Consider the following 4,857-nt stretch of genomic DNA (forward strand, 5'->3'; position numbering starts at 1 on the left):
GGTTCCGGTGCCGGTCCGGTGTTCGTGTTCCCGGGTCAGGGGGCGCAGTCGGCGCGGATGGCCGCCGGTCTGGTGGGTCGCACGCCGGTGTTCGACGCCAGGCTCGCGGAGTGCCAGGCGGCCCTGGCCCCGTACCTGGACGTGGACCTCGTCTCCGTCCTCACGGGGGACGACGAGTCGTGGCTGGACCGGGTCGAGGTCGTGCAGCCGGTGCTGTGGGCGGTGGGCATGGCCCTGGCCGCCGTCTGGCGCGCGGCCGGCGTGGTCCCGGACGTGGCGATCGGTCACTCGCAGGGTGAGATCGGTGCGGCCTGTGTCGCGGGGATCCTGTCCCTGGAGGATGCGGCGAAGACGGTGGCGTTGCGGTCGCGGGCCCTCGCCGTGCTGCGGGGGACGGGGACGATGGCGTCGGTGGACCTGTCCGCCGAGGCGGTCGCCGCCCGGCTGGCCGGCTTCCCCGGCGTCGGGGTCGCGGCGGTGAACGGCCCGTCGACGGTGGTGGTGTCGGGGCCGCCGCAGCCGGTGGCCGACCTGGTGGAGGCGTGCCAGGCCGACGGTGTGCGGGCGCGGCTGATTCCGGTGGACTACGCGTCGCACTCGCCATCCGTGCAGGAGGTCGCCGAGCAGTTGCGCGCCGACCTGGCCGACGTCGCCCCGCAGCCGGGTCACACCCGTCTGGTGTCGACGTTGACCGGCGACTGGGTGGACCCGACGTCGATGACCGCCGACTACTGGTACGACAACCTGCGGCAGACGGTCCAGTTCGACGCGGCCGTGCGGGTCGCGATCGGCGCCGGGCACGGCACGTTCGTGGAGATCTCCCCGCACCCCGTGCTGACCATGCCGATCACCGCGATCCTCGACGACACCGGCACCACCGGGCACACGCTGGGCAGCCTGCGTCGGGGCGACGACGACCCGACGCGGCTGCTGACCAACCTGGCCACCGCGCACGCGATCGGCCTGCCCGTCGACCTGACGACGGTGCTCGCCGAGACGGACGTGACGGCGCTGCCCACGTACGCGTTCGACCACCAGCGGTTGTGGCTGGACGGCAGCGGCGGCCCCGACCTGGAGAGCCTGCTCCAGGGGGCGGCCGACCCGGGCGACGCCAGCTTCTGGGCGGCCGTGGAACGCGGGGACCTGACCGCGCTCGCCGAGACCGTCGCCACGGAGGACACCCTCCCGGACGAGGCCCTCGACGCGCTGCGCCCCGCCCTGCCCCTGCTCACCTCGTGGCGGCGGAAGCGCCGCCGCCAGTCCGACATCGACAGCTGGCGCTACCAGGACACCTGGAAGCCGCTGACCGGCGTGCACAACCGGGGCATGGCGGGCACCTGGATCGTGGTGCTGCCGACCGGCGACATCGTGGAGCCGTGGCAGGATGCCTGCGTCGAGGCGTTCGCGGAGGCGGGGGCGACCCTGGTTCCCGTCCCGGTCTCCACCGCCGACGCCGGCCGCGACCTGCTCGCCAAGCTGGTGCGGGAGGCGCTCGCCGCCGTGCCCGGGCAGGGCGACGGGACGGTCGACGTCGCCGGCGTGGTGTCGCTGCTCGCCTTCGACGAGCTGGCCCACCCGCTGCACCCGTCCGTGCCGGGCGGGTTCGCGGCCACCGTCGCGCTCTTCCAGGCCCTCGGCGACATCGGCCTGCGCGCGCCCATGTGGAGCGTCACCTCCGGCGCGGCCTCGGTCGGCCTGACCGACCTGCTGCGCTCCCCGGTGCAGTCGCTGGTCTGGGGCTTCGGTCGGGTCGCCGCGCTCGAACACCCGCAGCGCTGGGGCGGCCTCGTGGACCTGCCCGAGGCCGTGGACGAGCACTGCGCCGGCCTGCTCGTCGCGGCCCTCACCGCCGCCGGCGAGGAGGACCAGATCGCGGTACGCCCCGGCGGCCTGCTGGCCCGCCGGCTCACCCGGGTCCCGCTCGGCGACAGCCAGCCGGCCAACCCGTGGAAGCCGTCCGGCACGGCGCTGGTCACCGGCGGCACCGGCGCGTTGGGCGGGCACGCCGCCCGGTGGCTGGCCCGCTGTGGCGCACAGAACATCGTCGTCGTCAGCCGGCGGGGCATGGCCGCGCCCGGCGCGCAGCAACTCGTCGACGACATCACCGGGCTGGGCGTTCAGGTCACCGTGGCCGAGTGCGACGCCTCGGACCGGGACGCGCTCGCCGCGCTGATCGAGGCGATCCCGGCGGAGCACCCGCTCACCACGGTCGTGCACGCATCCGCCGTACTCGACGACGCCATGATCAACGACATCCGGCTGGAGCAGATCGAACGGGTGCTCCAGGCCAAGGTCGACGTCGCGTACAACCTGCACGAGCTGACGCTGGACCTGGACCTGTCCGCCTTCATCATGTTCTCCTCCTTCGCCGGCAGCGTGGCCAGCTCGGGCGTCGGCAACTACGCGCCGAGCAACGCGTTCCTCGACGCGCTCGCCCAGCACCGACGCGGCCTCGGGCTGCCCGGCACCTCCGTCGCCTGGGGCGCCTGGGCCGGCGGCGGCATGGCCGAGGGCCCGTTCGGTGAGCTGCTGCACCGCCACGGCGTACCGGAGATGGACCCCGAGGCGGCGATCACCGCCCTGCACCAGGCCGTGGACCACGGTGAGGCGTTCCTCACCATCGCCGACATCGCCTGGGAACGGTTCTCCGTGGCCTTCACCGCCACCCGACCCGGTGCGCTGATCAGCGACCTGCCGGACGTGCGCCGGCTGCAGACGGCTGAGCGAACCGCCACCCTGGAGGCCGCCGGCAGCCCCGACTCGTTGCAGGATCACCTCGCCGGGCTCCCCGCGGCCGAACGGCTCGCCGTGCTGCTCGCCATCGTCCGCAGCCAGGTCGCCGCGGTGCTGAACTACCCGTCCGCCGAGTCGGTGGACGAGCACCGGGCGTTCCGGGAGCTGGGCTTCGACTCCGTCACCGCGGTCGAGCTGCGCAACCGGCTCGGCACGGCCACCGGCGTGGGCCTGCCCGTCACCCTGGTGTTCGACTACCCGACGCCGACGACCCTGGCCGAGTACCTGTTCGCCGAGGTCGCCCAGGACGACGTGGTCACCCCCACCGCTCTGCTCGACGACCTCGACCGGATCGCCGACAGCCTCGACGTGGTGGCGCGGGACGAGGCGGCGCGGGTGCGGGCCACCGTGCGCCTCCAGGCGATGCTCTCCCGGCTCGGCCAGGAGAGCGGTGGCAGCGACATCGGCCGGCACCTCGACGACGCCACCGACGACGAACTGTTCGCCATGGTGGACAAGGACCTCGGCATCTCCTGACCCCAGCTCCGGCTCCCCTTCGTCCCTGCTCAGGAAGCGGCACTCCGATGGCCAATGAAGACAAGCTCCGCGACTACCTCAAGCGGGTCATGGCTGATCTCCACGACACCCGCCGCCGGCTCAGTGAGGTGCAGTCCCAGGAACTGGAGCCGGTGGCGATCGTGGCGATGAGCTGCCGCCTGCCCGGCGGGGTGCGCAACCCCGACGACCTGTGGGAGTTGCTGCGGGACGGCCGGGACGCCGTGGCGCCCTTCCCCGACGACCGGGGCTGGAACCTGGAGCGGCTCTACCACCCCGACCCCGACCACCCGGGCACCTCGTACGCCCGGGAGGGCGGGTTCGTCGACGGCGCCGGGGACTTCGACGCCGCCTTCTTCGGCATCTCGCCCCGCGAGGCGCTCGCCATGGATCCCCAGCAGCGCCTGCTGCTGGAGACCTCCTGGGAGGCGGTCGAGGCCGCCGGCATCGACCCGGCCTCCCTGCGCGGCAGCCGGACCGGGGTGTTCGTCGGCACCAACGGGCAGGACTACGCCACACTGCTGATGATGTCGCCGGACGGCGACGAGGGACACTCGATGACCGGGGGCGCGGCGGCCGTCGCGTCCGGTCGCGTGTCGTACACCCTCGGGCTGGAGGGGCCGGCCGTGTCGATCGACACGGCCTGCTCCTCGTCCCTGGTGGCCCTGCACCTCGCGGTGCAGGCGCTGCGGGCGGGGGAGTGTGACCTGGCCCTGGCCGGCGGCGTGACCGTGATGGCCACCCCGGGCCTGTACGTCGGGTCGAGCCGGCAGCGGGCCCTCTCCCCGGACGGCCGGTGCAAGTCCTTCGCCGCCTCCGCCGACGGTGCCGGGTTCTCCGAGGGCGTCGGCTGGCTGCTGGTCGAGCGGCTGTCCGACGCCCGCCGCAACGGCCACCGGATCCTCGCCGTGGTACGCGGCTCCGCCGTGAACCAGGACGGCGCCTCCAACGGCCTGAGCGCCCCGAACGGCCCCGCCCAGCAGCGGGTGATCAGCCAGGCACTCACGAGCGCCCGGCTGTCCACGGCCGACGTCGACGTGGTGGAGGCGCACGGCACCGGCACGACGCTCGGTGACCCGATCGAGGCGCAGGCGCTGCTGGCCACGTACGGGCAGGACCGGGAGGACACCGCGCCGCTGCTCCTCGGCTCGCTGAAGTCCAACATCGGGCACGCGCAGGCCGCCGCGGGCGTGGCCAGCGTGATCAAGATGGTGCTGGCGATGCGGCACGGGGTCGTGCCGGCGACGCTGCACGTGGACGAGCCGACCCCGCACGTCGACTGGTCGGCGGGCGCCATCGAACTGACGACCGAGGCGCGGCCGTGGCCCGAGACGGGCCGGGTGCGCCGGGCAGCCGTCTCCTCGTTCGGCATCTCCGGCACCAACGCCCACGTCATCATCGAGCAGCCGGACGAGCCGGAGACGGCCACGGCCCAGCCCGACCCGGCCCCCGGTCTGGTCGACTCCGATGTCCTCGTCTGGCCGGTGTCGGCGCGGTCGAAGGCGGCGCTGGCGGGTCAGGCGGCTCGGCTCGCCGCGCACGTCCGCGAGCGTGGCGACGTCGATGTGG

2 protein-coding genes are annotated in these 4,857 nt (G+C 74.1%); both read left to right on the forward strand.

Annotated elements, in window-relative coordinates; genetic code table 11:
• The coding region (locus AB0L34_RS32860; RefSeq protein ID WP_363709457.1) for an SDR family NAD(P)-dependent oxidoreductase at positions 1-3,270 on the forward strand (3,270 nt) is incomplete at its 5' end.
• A gap of 47 nt (positions 3,271-3,317) precedes the next feature.
• The coding region (locus tag AB0L34_RS32865) for a beta-ketoacyl synthase N-terminal-like domain-containing protein (RefSeq protein WP_363709459.1) at positions 3,318-4,857 on the forward strand (1,540 nt) is incomplete at its 3' end.

Source organism: Micromonospora sp. NPDC052213, assembly GCF_040679695.1.
Classification (GTDB): domain Bacteria; phylum Actinomycetota; class Actinomycetes; order Mycobacteriales; family Micromonosporaceae; genus Micromonospora.